This window comes from Halobellus marinus, assembly GCF_032113415.1.
GTDB lineage: Archaea > Halobacteriota > Halobacteria > Halobacteriales > Haloferacaceae > Haloquadratum > Haloquadratum marinus.
Genome location: NZ_CP134946.1, coordinates 2,920,251 through 2,938,273 on the forward strand (window position 1 = coordinate 2,920,251; position 18,023 = coordinate 2,938,273).

Consider the following 18,023-nt stretch of genomic DNA (forward strand, 5'->3'; position numbering starts at 1 on the left):
TGGGGGCCTGTCGGAGCGGCGGCGGTCAGTACCCGCGAGTGATGAGATACTCGGCGAGGTCCGAAAGCAGCGTCCGCGCCTCGTTGTCAGGGAGGACCGCGAGATGGTCCTTCGCGTTCTCTGTGAGTTCGCGAGCCTTCGCCTCCGCGTAGTCGATCGAGCCGGCGGCGTCGAGTTCCGAGACGGCCGCTTCGATCTCCGGTTCCGACACCGACTCGACGTCGTCGGCGTCGACGAGTCCGTCGACGTCGACACCCTGCTGGCGCGCGTGAAGCGTGATGAGCGTCTCCTTGTTCTCGACGAGGTCCGAACCGCGCTGTTTGCCCAGCTTTTCGGACGGCACGGTCAGATCGAGGACGTCGTCTTGGATCTGGAACGCTCGCCCGGAATCGATCCCGTAGCGGTACAGCGCCTCGACGGTCTCGTCGTCGGCGTCCATCAGGACCGCCGCGGTGGCGGTTGCGGCCCCGTACAGTACCGCCGTCTTCAGTTCGATCATCTCGAGGTACTCGTCGGGAATCACCCCAGTTCGGTGCTCGAACTCGACGTCCAGAGCCTGGCCCTCGCAGATCTGCGTGCAGGTGGTCGCGAGCCGGCGGACGGCCTCGATCCCGTTTGCGGGGTCGGCGCCGGTCTCCGAGAGCAACTCGAAGGCCTTTGCATAGAGCGTGTCGCCTGCGAGAATCGCCATCTCGGTGTCGTAGGCCTTGTGCACCGCCGGGACGCCGCGACGGAGGTCGTCGTCGTCCATGATGTCGTCGTGGATCAGCGTGAACGACTGGATGACCTCGATGCTCGTGGCCGCCGCGAGCATATCGATCTCCGTGCCGTCGAGCGCGGGAAACGAGCGGTAATCGACCGACAGCGGCTCGACGTCGGCCAAAGCCTCCGCGGTCAGAAGCGAGACGGTCGGCCGGAGGCGTTTGCCGCCGGCCAAAAGCAGGTGACGCGTCGCCTCGTAGAGCCGCTCGGGCGACTGCATCGGGATCTCCTCGTCGAGGGCGCCGTTGACGAGTTCGCGTCGCTCGGCGACCGCCTCGAGTACCCGCTCCTCCGTCGCTTCCGAACTCATCTCACTCCACCAGCTGGATCATATTCCCGTTCCGCGTGACGTGCAGGTCGCGCCCGAGCGCGTAGCCCTGCGACTCCGCAAGGTCGACGTACGGCGCGAAGCCCTGCAGGTCCTGGTGGGCGGGGATGACGTGCTGGGGCTGCAGCGCATCGAGCATCTGGTAGTGCCCCTCCTCGCGCAGGTGGCCGGAGACGTGGATCTCGTCGTAGATCCGGGCGCCCTGCATCTTCAGGAGACGCTCGGACTGGTAGCGCTGGCCCTCGTTCGTCGGTTCGGGGATGACCCGCGCCGAGAAGATGACCTTGTCACCGTCCTCGATCTCGTATGGGGTCTCGCCGCGGCCCATCCGCGTGAGCATCGCGCGCGGCTCACCCTGGTGGCCCGTGACGACGGGGAGATACTTCTCCTTGCCCTCCTTCATAATCCGCTTGAACGTCCGGTCGACGGACTTGCGGTGGCCGTACATCCCCACGTCGTCGGGGAAGTCGACGAAGCCGAGTCGCTCTGCGGTCCCGGAGTATTTCTCCATCGAGCGACCGAGCAGTACCGGTTGACGGCCGATGTCCTTCGCGAACTCCACGAGCGAGGAGACCCGAGAGACGTGCGACGAGAACGTCGTCGCGACGATCCCACCGTCGTAGTCCTCGATCGACCGGATCGTGTCCTTGAGGTGGTTCCGAGCGTGAGACTCGGAGGGCGTCCGCCCCTTCCGGCCGGCGTTCGTACAGTCCTCGATGTAACAGAGGACGCCGTTGCCCTCGCGGCCGATCTCGCGGAAGCGCTCCATATCGATCGGATCTTCCAGCACGGGATCGTGGTCGATCCGCTTGTCGAGGCCGTAGACGATCGAGCCCTCGGGCGTGTGGATGACAGGGTTGATCGCGTCGATGATCGAGTGGGTGACGTGGACAAATTCGAGTTCGACGTTGCCCGCGTCGTCGATCGTCATCGTCTCGCCCGACTCCATCTTCACGAGGTCGTTGTCGAAGCTCCCGCTGAACTTGGTCTCGCTTTCGACCTGCTGTTTGACGAGTTCGATCGTGAACGGCGCCGCCACGATGGGGGCGTTGTACCGGTGGGCGAGCTTCGAGATGGCGCCGATGTGGTCGAGGTGGCCGTGCGTCGGCACGATTGCCTGGACGTCGCCCTCGATGTCGGACATCACCCGGTCGTCCGGGATGGCGCCCATGTCGATCAGATCGAGGCTGTGCATCTTTTCGGTCTCCACGTTGTCGTGGATCAGGACCTGACTGAGGTTCAGGCCCATGTCGAAGATGACGACGTCGTCGCCCGCGCGAACGGCCGTCATCTGTCGACCGACTTCTTCGTATCCGCCGATTGTTGCGATTTCGATTTCCATAGTCGTATCCGAGCATCGAAAGCCACTGACGTGGCGAGGGTGCTCACTGAAACGTCCCACGTGGTTCGACGGCCGTCAGTCGTCGCGGACGGACCGTCTCGGGACCGATCGGCCCCGGCGTCTTACAGCGCGTCGGCGTCGGCCCCGCGTGCTCCGGACGCTCCGGAGCACTTGCCCGCGGGAAGTCTGATACTGATCGATTCACGGCCCGGTACTAAAAACTAACCGGGTCGGAGCCAGCGCGTGTGCTCGCGTGTCACGCAAGCGCCGGTTCGGGGCACACAGCACGGATTCGGCCGGAGGCGAACGATCGGACGAGAGGAATGAACGGGGAGACTCGTCTCTCCGGCAACAGCTCGTCTCCGGACTCGCCTACGACAGCAGTTCCTTGAGGGCCTTGCCGTACGCACCCGGAAGATTCCGCCTCGCCCCGTCGAGTGCGTCCCGGAGCGCCGCGGCCGCGTCAGTCGTTACCCCCGCGCCGTGGCCGACGAGGATGCGGTCGGGGGCAAACCCACTCAGCGCGTCCCGCGGCGGGACCGGACGCAGCATCGGGTGAACACCCAGCCGCTCGCCGGGCGCACAGAAGAAGGAGACAGTGCCGACAGCCTCCGGAATCACGAGCGTCCCGTCCTCGCGGTGATACAGGCCGACCTCCTGCCACGGCGGGAACGAGGCGTCGCGGATGGTGAAGGCCTCGTAGCCCGATTCGCCGAGCGTGCCCGCGAACCGCTCGACCGGCGCGTCGAGTTTCGCAGCCACGCCTGACATCCACTCCGGAATGAAGACGGGGACGTCGTGGCGGTTCGCGACCCGCGCGGCGTCCCGCTTGTGTCTGTCGAGGCCGACGACGACGCCGACGACCTCGCCGAATTCGGCCAGCAGGTCGTCGAGGCCCCGCGCGTCGACAGGGTCGATCACCCAGACACCGCCCTCGTCGCCGACGAGCGCGTGGCTCGCGCGCTGCATCTTCTCGTCGGGGCGCCCGATCCAGCCGACGCCCCGGTCCCAGCGGTCGATCTCGCGGTACGCCGCGTGTGTGTCGTCCTGACTCGTCATACGTAGTCCACGGGCGCGGGCAGGATAAACCTCCTCGCCGCCGTCGCCGGTGGAGGATCCCTCCCGCACTCGCCGCCGACCGGAAGACACTCCCGCGCGGGACGCCCTCCGGGAGGTATGAGCTTCGAACTCCGCAATCACACCGCTGACGTCGCGGTCGAAGCGACGGCTCCCGATCTTTCGACGCTTTTCGGATCGGTCGCCGACGGGCTTGCGGCGGCGTCCTGTGAGGAGATCCCGGACGACGGAGGGTCGGAGTTCGAGGTCACCGTCGCGGCCGAAAACCGGGAGGCGCTGCTTTTCGACTACCTCGATCAACTCATCTACGAGCGCGACGTCCGCGACGTCCTTCCCGTCGACAATCAGGTGGAGGTCGACCCGCCGGAGGCGGAGAACGACGACGGGACCGAGGAGACGGAGTCCCAGTGGAAACTGGCCGGCACCGCACGCGGGATTCCGCTCTCGGCGGTCGACGCCAGAGAGGTAAAAGCGGTCACTTACTCGGAGATGCGGATCCGGGAGACCGATTCAGGGTGGGACGCGTACGTCGTGTTCGACGTCTAATGGTGAAACCCCTCCGACGCGACGGCGGTTCCTCGGAAACGAGCCTTTCCTTCTCGGAAGTTGTTTGTGCCCCCCGCTTCGAGTAGAGTGTAAGATGCCCGACCGCGCAGCGCGCCTCGCCTGTCTCGGCCTCGTGGTCGTCGCACTCCTCGGTGCAGCAGCACCGGGGGCGACGGCGCAGCCGACGGGGACGATCGCCGATACGCAGATCGATCCGGACGACGTCTCGCTGCAGATCGATCTTCGCTCGGATGGCTCCGCCGCGTGGACCGTCGAGTATCGGGTCCGCCTCGACGACGACAACGCGACGGAGGCGTTTCTCTCGCTCCGTGACGACATTGAGGCCAACGAATCGCAGTACTCCGGGCAGTTCCGCGACCGGATGACGGCGACGGCGGGGACCGCTGAGAACGCGACCGGCCGGGAGATGGCGATCGAGAACGTCTCGGTGTCGGCGACGCGACAGCAACTCCCGCAGGACTACGGCGTCGTCACGTACACGTTCGTCTGGACGAACTTCGCCGCCGTCGAGGACGGAGAGATCCGGGCAGGTGACGCCCTCGCGGGACTCTTCCTCGACAGCGAGACGTCGCTGCAGTTCTCCTGGCCGGCGGGCTACGGGATCGAGACGGTTCAGCCGGAACCGACGGACAGACGCGAGGACTCGCAGGTGGTCGTCTGGTCCGGCCCACTCGATTTCGGCCCCGAAGAGCCCACGCTCGTCGTCACAGAGGTGGCGGCCGGCGGTGACACCACTACCGCCGCTGTCGACGGAGGCGGCGACGACGGGGGCGGAAGCGGCGACGACGGGAGCGGAACCGACGACGGACTCGGTAGCCTGCCGCTCGTCGCCGCGCTGGTGGTGCTTGTGCTCGTGGTCGTCGTCGGTGGCTGGTACGTGTTGCGGCAGGGTGGGGACGACAGAGGAAGCCCAGTCACGGCCGCAGGTGACGGTCGAGACGGTGGCTCTCCGGGCGCCGCAGCAACTCCGGAAGCCTCGCAGTCGGACGATATGAGTGCCGGGGCCGGAAACGGAACGGCCGGAGGGGACGAAGCAGCGGCCGCTGAGCCGGACGCTGGCGCGGGGGCTGCAGGGGCCACAGCCGGCGCCGCGGCAGGTGCCGCCGCCGGCACCGACGACGAGACCGAAAGCGAAGCGGACGAATCGGCCGCCGCGAGCGGCGAGGAAGACACGGCCGACGTGGATCCCTGGGAGGACGAACTGCTGAGCAACCAGGAGCGCGTGCTCGCGCTCGTCGAACACGAGGGCGGACGGATGAAACAGCAGGAGGTTGCAGGGACACTCGACTGGACCGACGCGAAGACGAGCCAGGTGGTCAGGAAGATGCGCGACGAAGGTGAACTCGACGCGTTCCGGCTGGGACGGGAAAACGTCCTCGTCCTCCCCGACGAGGAGTTCGGTCCCAGCGGTCCTGACGAAGAGTGAGGCGCGGCTGCTCGACGAGCGACAAAATCCGACGACTGTGACGGGGTCTAACCCGACTTAATCCGGACTAAATGGGCGTAACGATGTCGATGCTATATGGGTCCAGGTGAGTAACAGACAGGTGATGAAAACCGTATCTGCTCTCGTCGTCGCGCTCGTCGTCGTGATCGGGATGGCCCCGGTCGGCGTCGCCGCCGCGTCGTCGGGAGACGCGTCGCCGTCGGGTGCGCTCTCGGCGGGAGTCGCACAGGTCAACGAGACTGCGACCGCCACGCCCGCGAACGGATCGACGGAAACTGCGACGCCGACAGCAAACGAGACGGCCGAAGAGAACACGTCGGACGCGAACGGCTCGACGAGCGAAATCGAGCCCGGTGCACAGCTTGCGGGGGTCGTCTCCGTCCAGGGGACCGAAGTCAGCGAGGAAGTCGGATCCCGCGCGTTCGGACTGCGTGTGGCCGCCGCAGCGTCGAATGAATCCAAGGCGACCGTCGTCGCCAACGAACTGAACGCCACGCGTGATCGGCTCGAAACCCTGAGTGATCGCCGTGCGGAACTGGAGCAGGCCTACGAGGCCGGTGAAATCTCGAAGGGTCAGTACCGTGCTCGGGTCGCCGGGCTGAGTGCCAAAATCAACGCGATCGAACGCCGACTAAACCAGACCAACGAGTCGGCCTCGTCGCTGCCGGCAGAGGTTCGAGAGCGGAAGGGAATCAACACCTCGAACATCGAACGGCTCAGAAACGAGGCGAGCAATCTCTCGGGCCCGGAGACGGCCGCAATCGCCCGTGGCATTGCGGGCAGAAACGCCGGACAGGGACTCGGCACAGCCGGTACAGGCCCTGGACAAGCAGGTAACGCACCCGAACGGAACGGGAGTCCGGGAAACGGGACTGACGGCGTCACTGGTGCTGCCGCGAACGTTTCTTCAAGCAATAGCGCCGGGGGTCCCGGAACCCCCTCGAACGAGGCGGCCGCTGGCGGACCCACGAACGCGTCAGACGCCGGCGCAGCCGGAGCTAGCGGCAGTGACGCCACCGGCGGCAACGGGAACGATGATCGAAACACGTCCCCTGAGGGCAGCAGGAGCAGTTCCGGCCCGACGGACCGTGGTTCGGGAAATGATAACAGCGGAAATGGGGGACCGCCGGACAATTCTGACAACTCCGGTAACGGCGAAGCGGGCGAAAATGCGGCTGCAGACGACTGATACGGCGACAGACTTTCCGCCACGGCAGATATTTCGGCGCTTCCGTAACTTCCAGACTCAATTTTGATAGCGGAGGAGCAGGATTATTATCGTTCCACGATTACCGCCGACACGATGGAGTATGCGTACCCGGTCGTCGGGTTTATCGCAGGAATGGCGCTGGTCGCGACCAGTGTCTTTACGGCGTTTCTGTACACGCCGACGACGGCTTCGACGGTCGATACGGCCATCACGGCGTTCACCGGCGCGACCCTGCAGATCGGGGACTTTCTGTCCGTGTCGTCGGTCACGGCCATCGTCTTCGATCTGCTCGCGACGCAGTTCGGGATGCAGTACCCGATGCTCGTTCCCTTCACGATCGCGTACGTTGCCACGCATCTGATCGTCTACTACTCGTCGCTCCGGATCACCGACGTCCAGGGGGAACCACTCGACCCTGACTTCGACATCCGGGAGAACCCCCCTCCGACTCGCGACGCTTTCGATTCCGGGCGCGCTGATTCTGCTGCCGTCCGGCCGGCGATGAACGTTCGATAAGTAAAACGGTTCTTTGAGACAAGATCGGTTTTAGGTACACACCCGTCGTAGTCGAAAGTGCCCCGGTTGGGCCGTCCACGAGTCGGTCCCCGCCGACGCGACGCAGTTCGATCCGACCTGGTTCGCCCCCCCTCTCCCCTTCCCCCCCACCCTTCCTGGTCGGTGGCCCTCCTACGGGGCAACCCCGCTGACGCATTCCTCCACCTGCTGCGATCACAGTACCTGACGAGCAAGTCGTCGTGCGGTAGACGATTCCGTGCCAGAGGCGATCGGCCCTCGCACTGGGGCTGAGAAGAGTACGTGGTCTCGAGGATTCCGATTGAACTATTCTGTGAATCAGCGTCGAGTCCACGGTGGGTATGGACAGCCAACCCTTCAAATCGTCACCAGGCCGCGGCAAAGCGGGCTATCTGACTCCGCAAGCGGCCCGCAGGACCGAAAACATCGGTGGGACTGGGATTTGAACCGAGCCGAGACGGTCGCTCCTACTTCGTTCGGGCGCTGCGACTCGTCGGGTTCAAAATCTCCTCGTATCCGCAACAGTGCCCACCATTCGTCTTTAGCTAAGACTCACACCTCGGTTGTGTAGCGGTAGCGAGCGTCTCCTGTAAGATCGGTCGTTGTTGGTGGATCTTCTGAGCATCCTCGATCAGCCGCTCCAGCAACGGCGGTGGCGAGTAGCCAAGGTACTCTCCGAGTTCGTGGAGGATGAGCTGGGCGTGCGACCGGAAGGTCGCCGCCCAGCGTTCCGGCGGAAACACGATCTCGTCGTCGGCCTGCTCGGTGACCAGATCCAACAGCTCACGACTCACCAGCAGTGACAGCAACGCCGCATACAGCAGAATTTTCACCACATCCGGGTCGCTTGTGTCGAACTCGTCCAACTCGTACTGCGTCTTCAGTTCACGAAACAGCGTTTCTACCTCCCACCGACACCGATACAACGTTGCTAAATCCGCCGGGAAAAACTCCTCTCTCGGCAGATTCGTGATGTACAGGTGGTAGTCGTCGGCGTCCTCGTCGCGGACGCCGACGACGCGGAATCGCTTCGTATCCAGCGAGCGCGTTCCCTCGTACTGGCCCCGCTTGAACTCCGCTTCGACCTCTACGTCGATGTACTTCCGCGAGAGATCATCGACCACATCGTGGATCTGCTTACCCTCAAGGGAATGGCGCGCCCGCGCCATTCCCGCAATTCCTCCGTTATCAGCGGATTCGCGTTCTCTTTCAGCCGACTCACGAAGTAGCCGTCGTTCTCATCGATCAACGCGAAGCGGCGGTACTTGAAGTACGCTCGATCGAACAGAACGAGCCGTTCTTGTAGCCACGATCCCGTCTTGAACAGCGTGCTGTCGTGCGTTTTCTCGTCCGTCACGTCGATCCGTTCAATCGTCTCATCGGTGGCGTTGTGGAGCAGGTGGAGCTTCGCTCCAGCCTGCTCCTCGTGACGGGCTTGGAACTCATCAGAAAGGAACTCGTGTAACCGCAATACCGTTCCATCGGCGATCATCACGTCCCTGAATCGGTCGATATCAGCGTCAACGGTGTCGGGAACAGCGACCTCGTCGAGACCACTCGACGAGGTCGCGGAGGTACTCCGCCAGCGTTGGTGTCAACCGGTGATAGAAGCCACCGGGAGAGATCGTTTCATCAGCTGTTGAGTTGTAGCAGCGTCTGAACCCGGCGAGTGTTCGGCTCTCGCCTGCGGCGAAGCCGAACACGAGCGCCCACACGAGAACGGGAATCTGAAGCTTCCCCTCACGCTCGACCACGCCGAGTTCCTCGGCGTGCTCTTCGAGGAACTCGGAGGGAAACAGTGTAGTGAGCCGACGCATAATTCTCGATGAGGAGGCGTCTTGGTACACACTTGCCGCCTCCTCATTCCTCTCGAAAAGAAGCCTCGATAAGCCGCTGCTGTCACGCGGTTTCTCTCTTAGCTAAAGACGGATGCAGTGCCCACTTCGTTCGCACAGAGTACCGGTGGGACTGGGATTTGAACCGAGCCGAGACGGTCGCTCCTACTTCGTTCGGGCGCTGCGACTCGTCGGGTTCAAAATCCCCTCGTATCCGCAACAGTGCTCACTTCGTTCGCACAGAGTACCGGTGGGACTGGGATTTGAACCGAGCCGAGACGGTCGCTCCTACTTCGTTCGGGCGCTGCGACTCGTCGGGTTCAAAATCCCCTCGTATCCGCAACAGTGCTCACTTCGTTCGCACAGAGTACCGGTGGGACTGGGATTTGAACCACGGTCTCGGATCGGAGATCTGCTCTCTGATTCAAATCCCAGCAGTCTCCGCGATAGCGCTCGCTGTCGCTCGCGCAAGAGACGGTGGGACTGGGATTTGAACCCAGGAATCCGTGAGGATACCTGCTTTCAAGGCAGGCGCGTTAGGCCACTCCGCCATCCCACCCATTTGATATCTCTCACCCCTTCGATGTCGTGCGTTTTCGTGGTTTTACACCACGAATTTAACACGATCGAACGCGACTATCGAAGCGGGATCGAACCGCTCGAAAAGCCGCGAAACCAGCATCATAGGGGCTTGTATCAACGTCTAAGCCCGATAAAGTTGAAGGTATCGTTATTATCCCCGGCTCAAGCCGGGATTATCTCAACGAACGGTAAAATACCGTCAATCACGAAGCCGTATTAACAGTTGCAAAGAGGGTGTCACAGGAGACTTCCCACATCAAATAAGAATCGCTCAGCACAGTCGGTAGGCTGGGCGGAATACATCTCGGAAAACCTCGTCTGTTCCCATCGATATGCAATAGTCCCGCCGTTGAAGTGTGATCTCTCTAATATTCAGCTGATGCCAGAAGTAACATTCCACGGACTCGACATCGGGCGAGTCGAGCCGAACGACGACCTGGTCGACCGAATCGTCGAAACGACATCTGAAGAGTATCCCCTATCAGACGGCGATATCGTCGTCGTCACCGCGAAGGTCGTATCGTTCGCCGAGAATCGACTCGTTGAGGCCGACGAGGTCGAAGTTACTGACCGCGACCGTCGAGTGGCCGACATCACCGGCATCGATCCGCGGGAAGTCGCCGTGGTCTACGATGAAAGCGAGATCATCGGCGCGATCCCGATCGCAGAGATCGGCAAAGATGTGCTGTTGGAACACGCTGTCGACCCCGAGGCGGCGCAGGAAGCACTTGAGGAGGTCCCAGCGATGCTCGTGACCGAGCGTAACGGTCGACTCTGTACGAACGCGGGTGTCGATTGGTCAAACAGTCCGGACGGGATGATGACGTTACTGCCGGAAGATCCCGATGAGAGTGCGCGTCGCCTCCGCGAGGGAATCGAGGCACAAACGGGCGCCGATGTGGCCGTCGTCTTGGCGGACTCGGAAATTGCCGGCCCAGGATCGATGGATCTGGCGATCGGGTGCTCAGGGATCGAAGCGATCGATAGCAACTTCGGACAGACCGACCTGTATGATCAGCCGAAGGTGGGCGGCGTTGACCTCGTTGCTGACGAGCTCACAGCCGGGTCAGCATTACTGTTCGGACAGGCGGACGAACAGATCCCCGTTACGGTCGTCCGAGGGCTGGAGTACGAAGATGGAGAGGGGGTGCCGAATTCAGGCGGTGTCGTCCGTCGCGGACTTCGCAAGAGTGTACAACTGACGGCCCGCCTGAAAGCCCGTGAATGGCTCTGACAGCAACTTTAGGATGTACACATCGATAAGTGGCTGGAAGACCAGCGGAAAATTCCGAAAGAGGGTTTCCGACGAGACCGATATTTAGCTACCACCAAACACTGGTATTGCGAGTCGGTGGTTTTGGGCTGGACATCAACAGCTGTGTGAGACGCGAACAGCCTCACGTGTGACTCGCAGGCTTGTTTTACTGTCTTATTACACACGTACCGCGTGAAGTGACATCCTCTCGGCGGTAATCGTTGACGAAGAGAATCAAACTGCGGGCATAAATTCCGCTGTGTATTTTGTTTGTGATCTTATCGAGGCTTCTGATAAAATGAGAGAGCGAATGATATTTTACAGTTAACACAATATAATTCACGTGTGGATGTCTAACGGAGTAGATTCGATCCCCCACGAAGTCGCCACAAAAGTAGCCGAAGCGGAGAATAATTCCCCAATGGAGATTAAAGAGCTTCACAAAATCATTGATCCAGACGCCCTTGAGGATCTAACCTCTTCCAATTCGTCTGTCCGAGTGAAATTCAGGTACGAAGGGCACGAGGTAATTGTTCAAGAAGGTGACGTCACCCTACAAGAGTAGCGCCCCAGAGTCTCAATATAAAGATTCGCTGTACTCCCTGATTTTTGGGAACCCAAGCAATCCGTGAAGATACCTGCTTTCAAGCCAGGCGCATTAGGCCACTCCGCCATCCCACCACGGACGGGCGTTGTCGGGGTCCAAGAGTTGTCGTTCGCCCGCCGGTGTACTATTCCCGGACGATGGTAAGGCCGTCTCCGTCGTCGCTGACGAAGAGGTCGTTGTCGACGACGAAGGAAGCGGTGTGTTCGGGAACGACCCGGTCGGCCTGCCACCGCGCGCGGATCGTCGAAACGAGCGTCGCCAGGTCCGCGCCCGTTCGAACCGTCGGTTGCATCTCCAGGAATCCGACGTCGCGGTCGGCCTCGTTCGCGCAGTCGACGAGCGTCTCCAGTTCGGGGGACGCGTAGGCGTTCTCGAAGTCGATCGGCGCGCGGAAGCCCGCGAAGAAGACGCGGCCGTCCGTCGACGGCCCGAGGACGACCTCGTTCGTCCGGAGTTTCATCGCCCCCGAGTCGACGGTCGAGCGGAGGAGGAACGGCGCATCGCCGCGGACGACAGCCGCGGATCTGACTCCCTCTTCGCGGAGGAGGTGGGTGACGGTGTTACCCGCGCGCGCCGAAAAGTCCGAGCCGACCTGCACCTCGAAGCGGGCCTCCGATGGGTCCTCCAGGGTCTCGTCCGCGATGGCGCGGAGCGCGTCCTCGGCGGACTCCTCGGGATCGACGTGTGCGTCCGGGAGGCTGTCGTCGGAGCGGTAGTTCACGAGCAGTTCCCCGCCGGAGCGCTCGACAGCCTGCAGCGTGTCACAGAGCAAAGCCTCCGAGAGCGCTGCGGCGTCCGCGTTCGAGAGCGGGCTCGTCTCCGCGAGGCGAGAGAATGTGAGTCCGGGACGCGGCGGGTCGGCCAGAACGGCGACGACGGTCATACCACCTCTGGGCGGTCGTCGCTCTTCAACCCGGCGTTTCCGGTGCTACCGACTGCGGCGGCCCTTGGTCTGCCGGTAATCCCGAGTGAAGACGTTCTCCAGGAAGTGATCGATGAACGCCCGGGTCTCCTCGTCCGTCTGCTCGTCGAGGGCGATCATCGGGACGAGTTCGAACCCACGGCCGCGTATCGTCGTCGCGTGAGCCTCGGCGACGTCGACGTCGCCGGGTCGGTTCATCGTGTAGTCGATCGCGAGCGCGTCGAGGGTCCGCTGGCCGATCGGGACGATGATCTCGGGGTTGATCATCCGCAACTCCGCGTTGAGATACGGCTCGCAGGTCCGGATCTCCTGGTCGGTCGGCGCGCGCTCCGGATGCCGACACCGCGTGAGATACGTGATGAAGGCGTTCTGGAGGTCGGGTTCCGCAGCGTCGGGCGGCGAGCGCGCAAAGCCGAGCTCGCCGAGGATTCGCTGGAGTCGCTCGCCGGCGGCATCGCCCGTGAACGGAACCCCTGTTCTGTCAGCCCCCGCCGACGGCCGCTCGGCGACGAAGCAGAACTCCCCGCCGACGTCGCCGTAGCCGTGGACGACGTGTTCCCGGGGCCCACAGAGGTCGTCGCAGTTTCGACACGCCTCGTCCATCCCGAAGGGGTTCTCGAGGGAGCCCTGATTGGCGTCCATCCTTACCGCTTGGCGGCCTCTCGCCGCCGGACCACGCCGGCCATATCAGCCACGTTCTCGGTGAGCAGGCGGAACGCGTCGGCCGTCTCGCCCTCCTCTAAGACGATCGGCTTCCCGCCGTCGCCGCCGGTCCGCACCGACGGATCGAGGGGAATCGACCCGAGGAACGGGAGGCTGTTCTCCGCGGCGAACGCCTCGCCGCCGCCCGCGCCGAAGATGTCGTGGTTCGAGCCACAGTCGGGACAGCGGAACGTGGACATATTCTCGACGATGCCGAGGACGTTCGTGTCGTGTTTGCCGAACATCTCCAGGCCCTTGCGGGCGTCGTCGACGGCGACGTCCTGCGGCGTCGTGACGATCACGGCGCCCGTCAGCGGCAGCGTCTGCAACACCGTGAGCTGGGTGTCGCCGGTGCCCGGCGGCAGATCCAGGATCATATAGTCGAGGTCCCCCCACTGGACGTCCTCGACGAGCTGGGTGAGCAGCTGATGCACCATCGGCCCGCGCCAGATCACCGGGTCGTCCTCGCCGACCAGAAACGCCATCGACATCAGCTTCATCCCGTAGTTCTCGGGCGGGATGATGGTGTCTTTCCCGGTCGCCTGCGGTGCCTCGTCGGCGTCAACCATCCGCGGGACGTTCGGCCCGTAGACGTCCGCGTCGAACAGTCCGACGCGCGCGCCGAGTTCCGCGAGGCCGGCCGCGAGGTTGACCGCTACGGTCGACTTCCCGACACCACCCTTGCCGGAGGCGACGGCGATCACGTTCTCGACGCCGGGGAGGACGTCCTCCTCGGGATCGACCTCCGATGGGACGTTCGCCGTGAGGTCGACGTCGTAGCCGGTGTCGGACAGCGCCTCGCGGACGCCGCTTGCGATCTCCGTCTCGTTCGGTGAGTAGGGCGCGCCGAGCGCAAGCGAAATACGCACGACCGACGCGTCGTCGTCGACGTCGACAGCGTTGATCAGCCCCAACGAGACGATGTCGTCGCCGAGATCCGGGTCGGAGACCGTACCGAGCCGCTCGCGGACGGCTTCCTCGTTCATACGATCATATGGGTCGGATCCGCCGATAAGCGTTTTGAACGGTTCTAGTGACTCTCATCCAATTTGCCGCCGTGACGTAACCGTAATAGGTTACTTACGGCGGGAGATTGACGCCGAATTTATGACCGTTGGGCCGAAGGATCCGATAATGCTCGAAGACGACTTCGGGCGCGAGGTGTCCGGGGTCCGCGTCTCTCTGACCGACCGATGCAACTTCGATTGCGTCTACTGTCACAACGAGGGGCTCGGCGACACCCGCGGCCCGATGGATCCACAGGACGACGAGATGACAGCCGACGAGGTCGTGCGCTTCCTCGAGGTCGTCTCGGAGTTCGGCGTCCGCAAGGTGAAGTTCACCGGTGGGGAGCCGATGCTCAGAGGAGACCTAGAGGAGATTATCCGGCGCGTGCCCGATTCTATGGAAGTGTCGATGACGACCAACGGGACCTTCCTCCCCGGCCGCGCCGAGGACCTCCGGGAGGCCGGCCTCGAACGGGTCAACGTCTCCCAGGACGCGATCGAACCTGACGCGTTCGCGGAGATCACGAAATCCGGGGCGTACGAGAAGGTGATCGAGGGCGTCGAGGCCGCTCTCGACGCCGGCCTGGATCCGGTGAAGCTGAATATGGTCGTCTTCAAACACACCGCGGGCTACGTCGAGGGGATGGTCGACCACGTCGCGGAGAACTCCGGTCTCCAGCTCCAGCTCATCGAGTACATGCCCGAACTGACGGGCCACCCCGAGTGGAGTATCGACATCGACCGCGTCCACGACTGGCTCGAAGAGCGGGCAGATCGGGTCGAGACCCGGGAGATGCACAACCGCCGCCGCTACTACGTCGGCGAGGACGACGATCCGAACGGGGAAGGCGGAATGGTCGAGATCGTCGATCCCGTGGAGAACCCGAACTTCTGTGCGAACTGCCACCGCGTCCGCGTCACCCACGAGGGGTATCTGAAGGGCTGTCTGAACCGCAACGACGACCTCCGGTCGATGGGCGATATGAGCCGCGAGGAGATCCGCGAGACGTTCCGGGAGACGGTTGCGAACCGCGTTCCCTACTACGGCGAGTATATGGTTCGCGAGGACGGCGAGTGGGTCGTCAACGACGAGTACATCGACGCACCAGTGACGAACGTCTGACCGTTCAAGCGCGACGCCGCCCCCATTGTCTGTCGGATCCGACCTCGAACCGGTGATCGCGTCGCAGAGCGACGATTGGCCATAGCATCCCGAACTCTGGGCGGTCGCCTCCGCGGGATCCGGTTGTGCACGAGATTGAACAGTCTGAACAATATTAATGCCACGTGGGGACGTACGTCCTGGTATGAGTACACCTCACATCGCGCTTTTCGACGCGTCGGTGGGCGACACGCCCGCCGAACGCAACTTCCGACGCGAACTCGACGCGACGGTGACGACGTTCAAGACGAGCGAAGGCGAGTTTCCGGAGTGGCCGGGGGCCGACGGGTCGTGGGCGTACGACGGTGCGGTCATCTCCGGGTCACAGACGTCCGTCTACGAACACGAGCCGTGGATGGCGACGCTCGCGGAGCTGGTCCGTGACCTCCACGAACTCGGCGTGCCGATGCTGGGCGTCTGCTGGGGCCACCAGTTCCTGGCACAGGCCCTCGGCGGCTGTGTGGCCGATATGGGCGAGTACGAACTCGGCTACCGGCGGATCGAACGATACGACGAGTCGCCGCTGTTCGAGGGGATGCCCGCGGAGTTCGTCGCCTTCGAGACGCACTCCGACGAGGTGCTCAGGCTCCCGCCGGGCGGGAGCGAACTCGCCGGCAACGACCAGTCCTGCCAGGCCTTCGCGGTCGGGATGACCTTCGGAGTACAGTTCCACCCGGAGTACGATCTGGAGACGGCCCGGATGGTCACCGAACGCAAACGCGAGGAGGGCGTTCCCGACGAGCGGATCGACGCAGTCCTGGCCGACGCGACGCCGGACCGCTACGCCGAAGCGGCGGCCGCGACGGACGTGTTCGACAACTTCCTGGCGGTCGTCGAACGGACGCGTGACCAGGGAATCGCTACGGTCGAGGACTGACATGGACCGCCGTAGCTGTGATTTCTCTATCAGACATTCCCACCGGAAAAGACGTCAAGAATCGTTGCGGAGCTGCCACAGGCCCAACGAGGAGACGCCTGAGCCCCTGTTCTTTCTCAAAGGTGATAATCTATGGAAACTATGAAGTCTCGACTTAGCGCATTAATCTTATGGCCAAATCACAGGACGGTTCGACGGCGGGACGGGATTTATCCCAGCCGATCCGCGGCGGGAAAGATGTCCCGGAGGAGGGGCTCTGGGACGTTCTCACGAGCAATCTTCGGCAGGTAATGGAGTCGACTGGGGCTGCGATGCGGATCCTCGACCTCGACTTCAACGTCGTTGTGGAAAACCAGCAGATGAAAGAGATGGGCGGCGTCGAAGCCGAAGGGAGTGAAGCGATCAACTGCTACGATCAGTTCTGCAACCCGGAAGTCTGTGGTACCGAAAACTGCACGGTAAACTACCCCACCCTACTCCTTCGGCGCATACGCGCCTCAGTCCTTGAGGGTGGAGCTTTGATGTGGACTCCCGGCAATCAGTCGTCAGCAATAGGCTGGTGACTCTCGCCATTCAACGTCCCACCATTCAAACGCACGTCTACTGGTGCGTCTCCGCTCCCCGACGTGGGCGAGGAACGGAGTTTGTGTTGTCGCATCCGGGCGTACCGCACGCCAATGTTCTTCGCAGCGTTGTAATCCGCGTTCACTTCGTATCCACACTTCAAACAACAGAAGTGTTCGCCGTCACGGTTTGAGTCGTGCGTGAATCCACAGTCCGTCCGAGAACAGCGTTGGGACGTGTGGTTCGGCTCGACTTGCTCCACGGAGACGTCCCGTTCTGGTGCCTTGTAGGAGACGTACTCGAACAGCCGTCGGAACGCCCAAACGTGGTGCCACTTCGCGTGCGGAAGCCGCTCACGGATGTCGGTTAAATCCTCAAACACGATTACATCGCAATCGTGTTCGACGGCTTCCGAGACGATGTCGTTCGCAACCGTGTGAATGTACTGTTTTCGCCACGCTTCTTCACGCTTTCCAAGGCGAAGCAGGGCGTTGTGTGCGGCCTGCGTCCCGCGCTGTTGCATCTCCCCTCGTCGCTTCTCGAACTCACGGCACCAATGGTCGTAGTCGTCTCCCTGCCAGAAGCGTCCGGTTGAGGAGACGGCGAGGCTATTAACGCCGAGGTCGATACCGAGGACTGTTTGGTGCCCGGTATCTGCTGAACCCTCAACGTCGTCTCCCCCGCCAGAATCGACCTTCTGTGTGGTGATGTGGAAGTAGAACTCGTCGGTCGCCTTGTCGTATTGGAGTGTGCTTGCTCGGAACTCGTAGTCTTCGGACAGTACGTACTGTTCGTACGGCGTCGGGCTGTCTGATGGGAGTTCGTACTCACACTCGACGCGACCGTTGACTGTGGAAAGTGAGACGTTGTTCCGGTAGAACGTTGCACTCCGCTTGTCGTAGAGCATACTCCACGAGGTGAACTCCGGTTGACTCACACGCTTCCCCTGCTTCCACCGTTCAACGACGCCTTTCGTTGCTTGGACGGCACGTCGGATGGCTTCTTGGACGAGGTTTGCGGTGAGATCAGTTTCCTCCCGCAGCTCCCCATAGAGCGCGTCACGCGCTGTCGTATTCGCAGTGACACAATCCTTGTAGGAAGATTCAGCCCAACAGTAGTCTGCGGCACGGTTAGCGCAGTAGAGGAACTGTCGCGCAGATTCGTGGAGGTCGTCGCACCGCTCATCGGGAACGATGAGTTTGACCGCCGCGGTTCGACGCACCTCCATATTTCAGATCGTTAT

Annotated in this window: 16 protein-coding genes, 1 tRNA gene and 1 pseudogene; 9 read left to right on the top strand and 9 right to left on the bottom strand. The window is 62.7% G+C overall.

Features of this window, described 5'->3' with window-relative positions:
* Positions 1-25: 25 nt before the first annotated feature.
* From idsA3 to RJT37_RS14455, 3 genes are all read right to left on the bottom strand, one after another.
* The gene (gene idsA3, locus RJT37_RS14445; protein WP_313685530.1) at positions 26-1,072 is read right to left on the bottom strand and encodes a geranylfarnesyl diphosphate synthase; all 1,047 of its coding nucleotides are present in this window, start codon (positions 1,070-1,072) and stop codon (positions 26-28) included.
* A gap of 1 nt (position 1,073) precedes the next feature.
* The gene (locus RJT37_RS14450; RefSeq protein WP_313685532.1) at positions 1,074-2,432 is read right to left on the bottom strand and encodes an RNase J family beta-CASP ribonuclease; all 1,359 of its coding nucleotides are present in this window, start codon (positions 2,430-2,432) and stop codon (positions 1,074-1,076) included.
* A 372-nt stretch (positions 2,433-2,804) separates the two neighbouring features.
* Complete coding sequence (locus RJT37_RS14455) at positions 2,805-3,491, bottom strand: hypothetical protein (protein WP_313685534.1); 687 nt, start codon at positions 3,489-3,491, stop codon at positions 2,805-2,807.
* Positions 3,492-3,608: 117 nt separating this feature from the next.
* Here RJT37_RS14455 and RJT37_RS14460 point away from each other — a divergent pair, with 117 nt between their 5' ends.
* The 4 genes from RJT37_RS14460 to RJT37_RS14475 all read left to right on the top strand — a co-directional run bounded on the left by RJT37_RS14460 (position 3,609) and on the right by RJT37_RS14475 (position 7,249).
* Entirely contained in the window at positions 3,609-4,055 is a 447-nt protein-coding gene (locus tag RJT37_RS14460; RefSeq protein ID WP_313685536.1) for an archease, read from the top strand.
* Between the two features lie 94 nt (positions 4,056-4,149).
* On the top strand, positions 4,150-5,502 hold the full coding sequence (locus RJT37_RS14465) for a helix-turn-helix transcriptional regulator (protein ID WP_313685538.1): 1,353 nt from the start codon (positions 4,150-4,152) through the stop codon (positions 5,500-5,502).
* Positions 5,503-5,626: 124 nt separating this feature from the next.
* Positions 5,627-6,712 carry a DUF7096 domain-containing protein gene (locus RJT37_RS14470; protein WP_313685540.1) on the top strand — a complete coding sequence of 362 codons (1,086 nt, stop codon included), beginning with the start codon at positions 5,627-5,629 and terminating at the stop codon, positions 6,710-6,712.
* Between the two features lie 114 nt (positions 6,713-6,826).
* Positions 6,827-7,249 (top strand): DUF8133 family membrane protein, encoded by a 423-nt coding sequence (locus RJT37_RS14475; RefSeq protein WP_313685542.1) that lies wholly within the window; start codon positions 6,827-6,829, stop codon positions 7,247-7,249.
* Positions 7,250-7,812: 563 nt separating this feature from the next.
* Here RJT37_RS14475 and RJT37_RS14480 read toward each other — a convergent pair.
* Positions 7,813-9,084: pseudogene (locus RJT37_RS14480) on the bottom strand (IS4 family transposase).
* A 493-nt stretch (positions 9,085-9,577) separates the two neighbouring features.
* Positions 9,578-9,661, bottom strand: a tRNA-Ser gene (locus tag RJT37_RS14485).
* Between the two features lie 402 nt (positions 9,662-10,063).
* Here RJT37_RS14485 and RJT37_RS14490 point away from each other — a divergent pair.
* Both RJT37_RS14490 and RJT37_RS20700 read left to right on the top strand, forming a co-directional pair.
* Entirely contained in the window at positions 10,064-10,918 is an 855-nt protein-coding gene (locus RJT37_RS14490; RefSeq protein ID WP_313685543.1) for a coenzyme F420-0:L-glutamate ligase, read from the top strand.
* Between the two features lie 442 nt (positions 10,919-11,360).
* Positions 11,361-11,504 (top strand): HalOD1 output domain-containing protein, encoded by a 144-nt coding sequence (locus RJT37_RS20700; protein WP_425604918.1) that lies wholly within the window; start codon positions 11,361-11,363, stop codon positions 11,502-11,504.
* A 166-nt stretch (positions 11,505-11,670) separates the two neighbouring features.
* Here RJT37_RS20700 and RJT37_RS14495 read toward each other — a convergent pair whose 3' ends face one another.
* From RJT37_RS14495 to RJT37_RS14505, 3 genes are read right to left on the bottom strand one after another with little or no spacing between them, the layout of a single operon-like run.
* Positions 11,671-12,429 (bottom strand): TIGR04282 family arsenosugar biosynthesis glycosyltransferase, encoded by a 759-nt coding sequence (locus tag RJT37_RS14495; RefSeq protein WP_313685545.1) that lies wholly within the window; start codon positions 12,427-12,429, stop codon positions 11,671-11,673.
* A 45-nt stretch (positions 12,430-12,474) separates the two neighbouring features.
* Positions 12,475-13,110 (bottom strand): uracil-DNA glycosylase, encoded by a 636-nt coding sequence (locus RJT37_RS14500; protein ID WP_313685546.1) that lies wholly within the window; start codon positions 13,108-13,110, stop codon positions 12,475-12,477.
* Positions 13,111-13,112: 2 nt separating this feature from the next.
* Complete coding sequence (locus tag RJT37_RS14505) at positions 13,113-14,156, bottom strand: Mrp/NBP35 family ATP-binding protein (RefSeq protein ID WP_313685547.1); 1,044 nt, start codon at positions 14,154-14,156, stop codon at positions 13,113-13,115.
* Positions 14,157-14,304: 148 nt separating this feature from the next.
* Here RJT37_RS14505 and moaA point away from each other — a divergent pair, with 148 nt between their 5' ends.
* The 3 genes from moaA to RJT37_RS14520 all read left to right on the top strand — a co-directional run bounded on the left by moaA (position 14,305) and on the right by RJT37_RS14520 (position 16,779).
* Positions 14,305-15,300, top strand: coding sequence for a GTP 3',8-cyclase MoaA (gene moaA, locus RJT37_RS14510; RefSeq protein WP_313685548.1), 996 nt, complete (start codon positions 14,305-14,307; stop codon positions 15,298-15,300).
* Positions 15,301-15,484: 184 nt separating this feature from the next.
* Entirely contained in the window at positions 15,485-16,216 is a 732-nt protein-coding gene (locus RJT37_RS14515; protein WP_313685550.1) for a type 1 glutamine amidotransferase, read from the top strand.
* Positions 16,217-16,386: 170 nt separating this feature from the next.
* Positions 16,387-16,779, top strand: a complete 393-nt coding sequence (locus RJT37_RS14520; protein WP_313685552.1) for a hypothetical protein — start codon at positions 16,387-16,389, stop codon at positions 16,777-16,779.
* Here the strand turns inward: RJT37_RS14520 and RJT37_RS14525 are convergent.
* Positions 16,755-18,008, bottom strand: coding sequence for an RNA-guided endonuclease InsQ/TnpB family protein (locus RJT37_RS14525; RefSeq protein WP_313685554.1), 1,254 nt, complete (start codon positions 18,006-18,008; stop codon positions 16,755-16,757). The two genes, RJT37_RS14520 and RJT37_RS14525, sit on opposite strands and share 25 nt — an antisense overlap.
* Positions 18,009-18,023 lie beyond the last annotated feature (15 nt).

Bases quoted from the DNA above. Each gene is read 5' to 3' on its own strand.
- idsA3 (WP_313685530.1), bottom strand. From the start codon at position 1,072: ATGAGTTCGGAAGCGACGGAGGAGCGGGTACTCGAGGCGGTCGCCGAG.
- RJT37_RS14450 (WP_313685532.1), bottom strand. From the start codon at position 2,432: ATGGAAATCGAAATCGCAACAATCGGCGGATACGAAGAAGTCGGTCGA.
- RJT37_RS14455 (WP_313685534.1), bottom strand. From the start codon at position 3,491: ATGACGAGTCAGGACGACACACACGCGGCGTACCGCGAGATCGACCGC.
- RJT37_RS14460 (WP_313685536.1), top strand. From the start codon at position 3,609: ATGAGCTTCGAACTCCGCAATCACACCGCTGACGTCGCGGTCGAAGCG.
- RJT37_RS14465 (WP_313685538.1), top strand. From the start codon at position 4,150: ATGCCCGACCGCGCAGCGCGCCTCGCCTGTCTCGGCCTCGTGGTCGTC.
- RJT37_RS14470 (WP_313685540.1), top strand. From the start codon at position 5,627: ATGAAAACCGTATCTGCTCTCGTCGTCGCGCTCGTCGTCGTGATCGGG.
- RJT37_RS14475 (WP_313685542.1), top strand. From the start codon at position 6,827: ATGGAGTATGCGTACCCGGTCGTCGGGTTTATCGCAGGAATGGCGCTG.
- RJT37_RS14490 (WP_313685543.1), top strand. From the start codon at position 10,064: ATGCCAGAAGTAACATTCCACGGACTCGACATCGGGCGAGTCGAGCCG.
- RJT37_RS20700 (WP_425604918.1), top strand. From the start codon at position 11,361: ATGGAGATTAAAGAGCTTCACAAAATCATTGATCCAGACGCCCTTGAG.
- RJT37_RS14495 (WP_313685545.1), bottom strand. From the start codon at position 12,429: ATGACCGTCGTCGCCGTTCTGGCCGACCCGCCGCGTCCCGGACTCACA.
- RJT37_RS14500 (WP_313685546.1), bottom strand. From the start codon at position 13,110: ATGGACGCCAATCAGGGCTCCCTCGAGAACCCCTTCGGGATGGACGAG.
- RJT37_RS14505 (WP_313685547.1), bottom strand. From the start codon at position 14,156: ATGAACGAGGAAGCCGTCCGCGAGCGGCTCGGTACGGTCTCCGACCCG.
- moaA (WP_313685548.1), top strand. From the start codon at position 14,305: ATGCTCGAAGACGACTTCGGGCGCGAGGTGTCCGGGGTCCGCGTCTCT.
- RJT37_RS14515 (WP_313685550.1), top strand. From the start codon at position 15,485: ATGAGTACACCTCACATCGCGCTTTTCGACGCGTCGGTGGGCGACACG.
- RJT37_RS14520 (WP_313685552.1), top strand. From the start codon at position 16,387: ATGGCCAAATCACAGGACGGTTCGACGGCGGGACGGGATTTATCCCAG.
- RJT37_RS14525 (WP_313685554.1), bottom strand. From the start codon at position 18,008: ATGGAGGTGCGTCGAACCGCGGCGGTCAAACTCATCGTTCCCGATGAG.